The 3,868-nt window shown below is 57.8% G+C and carries 3 protein-coding genes; 2 read left to right on the top strand and 1 reads right to left on the bottom strand.

The window, feature by feature from the left end; translation table 11 throughout:
- The first annotated feature begins 240 nt into the window (after positions 1–240).
- Together AB4043_RS17605 and AB4043_RS17600 are read left to right on the top strand one after the other, a co-directional pair.
- Positions 241–1,293 carry a hypothetical protein gene (locus AB4043_RS17605; RefSeq protein WP_442303045.1) on the top strand — a complete coding sequence of 351 codons (1,053 nt, stop codon included), beginning with the start codon at positions 241–243 and terminating at the stop codon, positions 1,291–1,293.
- Positions 1,294–1,592: 299 nt separating this feature from the next.
- Positions 1,593–2,216 carry a TetR/AcrR family transcriptional regulator gene (locus AB4043_RS17600; protein ID WP_442303044.1) on the top strand — a complete coding sequence of 208 codons (624 nt, stop codon included), beginning with the start codon at positions 1,593–1,595 and terminating at the stop codon, positions 2,214–2,216.
- A gap of 478 nt (positions 2,217–2,694) precedes the next feature.
- On the opposite strand, the gene AB4043_RS17595 is transcribed toward AB4043_RS17600, so the two are convergent.
- Positions 2,695–3,868 (bottom strand): SGNH/GDSL hydrolase family protein (locus AB4043_RS17595; RefSeq protein ID WP_442307652.1); only part of this gene is annotated, 1,174 nt, incomplete at its 5' end.

The following is a 3,868-nucleotide window of genomic DNA, read 5'->3' as shown; positions in this document are numbered from 1 at the left end:
CCGCACACCCCTTTCGGGATACCCAGCGACAGGGAAAATGCGCTCTAAACGGATTCTTTAGAAGGACCTGCCAGAAAAGGGGCGCTCCCGGAAGGGAAGCGCCCCTTTTGGCGCTTGAGTAAAAGTTTTCGGATTCCCCGATTACGGATTGACATTCGGTGCGTATTAAAAAATACCTACTAGTAGGTATTTTCTTTGAATGAGGTATTTCCCCTTATGTTCTGGCGCTCCGGAGCTTCTTTGTTTGTCCTGATACAGGCAATTCTTTTTCTTCCGCATCAGGCCTTCGCGTCTGCTGCCATTCAGCCGCAACGGCCTGTTATATCGTCCCCTAAGCCATCGTCCGAAGACTCATGGACGATCTCACACGCACTGCACGCATACGGTCTGCCCGAGGTGAAGGCGAAACAGAAGGGAACGCTCGTCCTGGACAGCCAGAACATCACCTTTACCGGCAAGGTTGTCTATCGCATTCCGCGCGCTTCGGTGATTGCCATCAGCGATGGCTCGGAACGTGTGGAGATGTGGGGCATAAAGGGGCGCCTGTTGCGGATGGCGATTCCCAATGGCGGCGGGCTGGCGGCCGCCGGATTCATGCATCACAAAGAAAGCTCACTGACCGTCGAGTTCCGCGACTCACGCGGCGGATACCACGCGGCCGTCTTTGTCGTGCCGCCGGCCGACGCCACGCTGGCAATGGCCACCTTCGCTCCGCGCACAGACGACGCAGCATCCGCAACGGAGCCCGTGGACATCACCGCGCCTGTTGCCAATGTATGCGACGGCGCCTCTGTAAAGCCGGGCAGCGTTCTAGTTGCTGCTCCTGCCTGGGAGCAGGTGGAGGTGCCGGCGTCCTATCGCGCGCTTGTGTATGAACACCTGGTGGATCGTATGCGGCGCGTGCAGGGCGTAAGTCAGATCTATCGCGAAGGAGAACCGGGAGCGCAGCGCGGCTGCCCGCAATCGATGGTGCGCATCGCAATTGCCGGTTTCAGGCCGGGAAACCAGGTCAAACGGGCGATGATGGGCCCGGCAGGATTCTTCGCTGGGACAACGCAGATGACCTTTCATGTCACGATGAGCGATCAGGCAGGAGCGTGGCAGGTGAATGACGATGTGAAGGCAACCGTGCGCGGCGAGTCTGAGAGCAAGAACATTGCCGACAGCGTGGCCAAAAATATTGCCAAGCGCTATGCGGCGGAGCGCACGAAGTTCGAGAAGAGCCAGATCGTATTTAGCCCAGCCGGGAAAGCCGGTTCGCACACCCAGCTATCGGCGGCACAGCGCCGCTGAGCATTTTCCCTGTAGGTGTAGWGTAGGGWTTCTGCATCTATGGGCGTTTTCCGCAATGAAAACGCCGCTGYACGTCCYTCACGGGATACCCAGYAACAGGKRAAATGCTCTAACAGCAAGAGAGAATCGCCGCTTCTTCCAGGGAGGCCACCCTGGCGGCGAAGAACGGCTAGAGCATTTTCCCTGTGGGTGTAATGTAGGGATTCTGCATGTTATGGGCGTTTTCCGCAATGAAAACGCCACAGCACGCCCCTTCCGGGATAACCAGCAACAGGGAAAACGCTCTAGCATAGATGACGATGACGGCAGTTAAACCGAATAAACACGAACAAAGAACGAAAGAGACACGCGAGCTGCTACTACGCTCTGCCGAGACCATCTTTGCCCGCGACGGTTATGAGGCAGCTGATCTTTCAGAGATCGCAGCCTTGGCGGGGCGCACCAAGGGCGCGATCTACGCTCACTTCAAGAGTAAGGAAGATATCTTCCTTGCTTTGTGGGAACACCATGCGTTGCGCTATCGCACTCAGATGGAAGAGCGGCTCGCCCACTCCACCGGCGTTGAACAAAACCGCGAGACACTGCGACAGTTCTATCTCGGCTTATTGAAAGACCGAGTCTGGGGCCAACTCATGCTGGAGTTCAAGCTCTTCTCACTGCGTCATCCGGAGGCAAAAGAGAGACTGCGGCAGCGGCTGGCAAATCTGCATCCTGGCAGCCGTGAGCAGCAACTGTCCTCAATCCTGGGCTCGGCAGGAAGAAAGAAAGATGCGATCAGCAGAGCATCTGCCGTCATGATGATTCAGCCGATAGTCTCAGCGCTCATTGTCGAATCGAGCCTTGACCAGTCCTTTCTTACGGAAGAGATTCTGACGAAGGCTGTCGATCGAATCTTTGAGGCGTTACTGCCGCCGGGGGCGTAGTGCGATCCTCTTGAAACCGGGTGGGAGCCGAGGGCTTCAGCTCACGATTTATAAACCAACCACGGATGTGCGTTAAGCCCGCTAACAAAAGCGCTGAAGGCGCGCTCTATATCAGCCTGGGGCAACGCCCCAGGTCTCGGATAGTTAAAGAGTCTGAGGGCTGAAGGCCCGATCTATAATCCTCATGCCAAATGGCTGAAGGAGCCCTCTGGGAAAGGTAAACCGTGGACTAAAGTCCACCGCCGTTCGCGCATTGGCGCGAATCTGCCTTAGCTGCAGAGTTATAGAGCGGGCCTTCAGCCCTTTAACATCGTGTGGGCGTTGAGACCTGGGGCGTTGCCCCAGGCTGATATAGAGCGCGCCTTCAGCGCTTATAGTGCCTGCCCGGAAGCCCGTCGAACACCCAGCCAGCAAAGCTGACCGGGTAACCCCGTCGCAAGGCATTCACACCTTCAGTGCGAAACGGTTGTGCAAAGTACTACTGAAACATCCGCAGATCAATACCGTCGGCCATCATCTGGTACCCGGTATCACCGGGATGCAGATGATCGCCGCTGTCGGCCTTCTTCGAGAACTTCGAAGGCGCCGCCGAATCGCGGACGATCTTATCGAAGTCGATGACACCATCGAAGACCTTGCTGGTGCGGATCCATTCGTTGACCGTCTGGCGGTCTTTCTCGCCTTCGGCATTGAAATACGCTGCGCCTTCGTACGGCGTGAGCGTAGCTCCGTAAACCTTGATCTGTTTGGCGTGGGCGCGATCGACCAGCGTCTTCAGGCCGTCGATGATCTGCTGTGTCGTCACGGCCTCTTCGCCCGGCTGGGTGCCGGGGCGCGCGAAGTACGTACGGCCGATATCGTTGATGCTCTCCAGGATCACGAGGTACTTCACTCCTGGTGCGGAGAGAACGTCGCGGTCGAAGCGGTCGAGCGCTTTAGGACCTGCGGCGTCGTGCAGAATGCGATTTCCGCTGATGCCCTCATTGACGATGCTGAGGTATTGCGTCTTCTTATTCGTCGTTAACCGCGCCGCCAGAAGATCGGGCCAGCGGTGATTGCTGTTCAACGACATACGCGCGCCGTCGGTGATGGAATCGCCGAAGGTGACAATCGCGGCGGACCGCTTGCTGGTCGCGGGCACCAGGAGGTTCTTGAGGAAGATCCAGTTACGGATCTCCTTCGGCTCAGGAAGATCGACGACTGTGCCCTGGTCTCCAGGGACCAGATACGCGCTCTGGTTCGCCAGCGGATGCTCGGTCAAGATCGTAATCGTCTGGGCCGGTACCTGCAGGCTGATGGAGAGATCCGAGAAGATGGGCAGGTTGATCTTGATGCTGTCGCTGGTGACGAACTGGCCGGGTGCCATGGTGATGCTGGGCGAGCCGGAGAAGGTGACGGGATGCGCCGAGCCGTCGACGATGGTATCGCCGCTTGCGAAGAAGCCCACCGATGCTGCGGAGATGGTCAACGGCTCTGTGCCGAACTCATTGGTTAAGGAGAGACGCAACGTCTCACCGCCCTGGCTGATGTGAACCGTCTGACGGATCGTCATCGGAGCGGAGCCCAGCGCGGTTTCATTCTTCACGGAGACAGGAGAGGCCGCCCAGGTGCCGATCCAGCGGTCTTCAGCTTGTGCCACACCTGCGGTGCAC

Origin of the sequence: Terriglobus sp. YAF25 (assembly GCF_052113305.1) — a bacterium.
In the GTDB taxonomy this organism is placed as follows: Bacteria; Acidobacteriota; Terriglobia; order Terriglobales; family Acidobacteriaceae; genus Terriglobus.
Note: the sequence above shows the minus strand (reverse complement) of the source record. Positions and strands in the feature narration are given on the sequence as shown.

What these genes read in the sequence shown, in the direction of transcription:
- AB4043_RS17600 (WP_442303044.1), top strand. Translation starts at nt 1,593, where the DNA reads ATGACGGCAGTTAAACCGAATAAACACGAACAAAGAACGAAAGAGACA.